This window comes from Deltaproteobacteria bacterium GWA2_45_12, assembly GCA_001797365.1.
GTDB lineage: Bacteria > UBA10199 > UBA10199 > UBA10199 > UBA10199 > UBA10199.
Map to the genome: position 1 here is coordinate 1 of MGPH01000007.1, position 612 is coordinate 612.

Genomic DNA, 612 nt, shown 5'->3' on the forward strand with positions numbered 1-612 from the left:
CACGCGGCGTTATGTGGTAAATATACACGCGGCGTTATGTGGTAAATATAAAAACGCTTAATAGTTTCACGTTAATGGCGGGGTCTACTATCACTGCGGATGGTTCTGGATATTCTGCGGGTTATGGCCCTGGGGGGAGTAGTGGCAGTAGTGGCGGCGCGGGTCACGGTGGGCAGGGCAGCGGAGGATCTGGCTATGATTCCCTAGTAAACCCCATAGATTTAGGTAGTGGCGGAGGTAGTGCCGCTAGCGGAGCTGGCGGCGGGGCAGTCATCTTAACAGGGGATGGCACAATGACGTTGAATGGATTAATAAGCGCCAATGCAACCGGTGGCGGCGCTGGCGGCACAATTTCCATTAATTCAACCTATCTAAATGGAACAGGAAGATTGCAGGCGAATGGTGGGCATGGGTTTAGTATGTCCGGTTATATCGATGGAGCCGGTGGAAGGATATCAGTCAATACCTATACAACCAACGATTCAAGCCTAACGATAACAGCGAATTCCGGAGGTTATGCCGGAGCGGGAACGATATATACACGGGATAGTGGTGTGCCAAAGTTAATAGTGTCCAATGGCGGGAATATCTCGCTTTATCAGACGATAATTT

General features: G+C 50.3%; 1 pseudogene (only partly in view). It reads left to right on the forward strand.

Going from position 1 to position 612, the window contains the following annotated elements:
- Positions 1-74: 74 nt before the first annotated feature.
- Positions 75-612 (forward strand): annotated as a pseudogene (locus A2048_01885) (hypothetical protein); it runs 374 nt beyond the window's last position.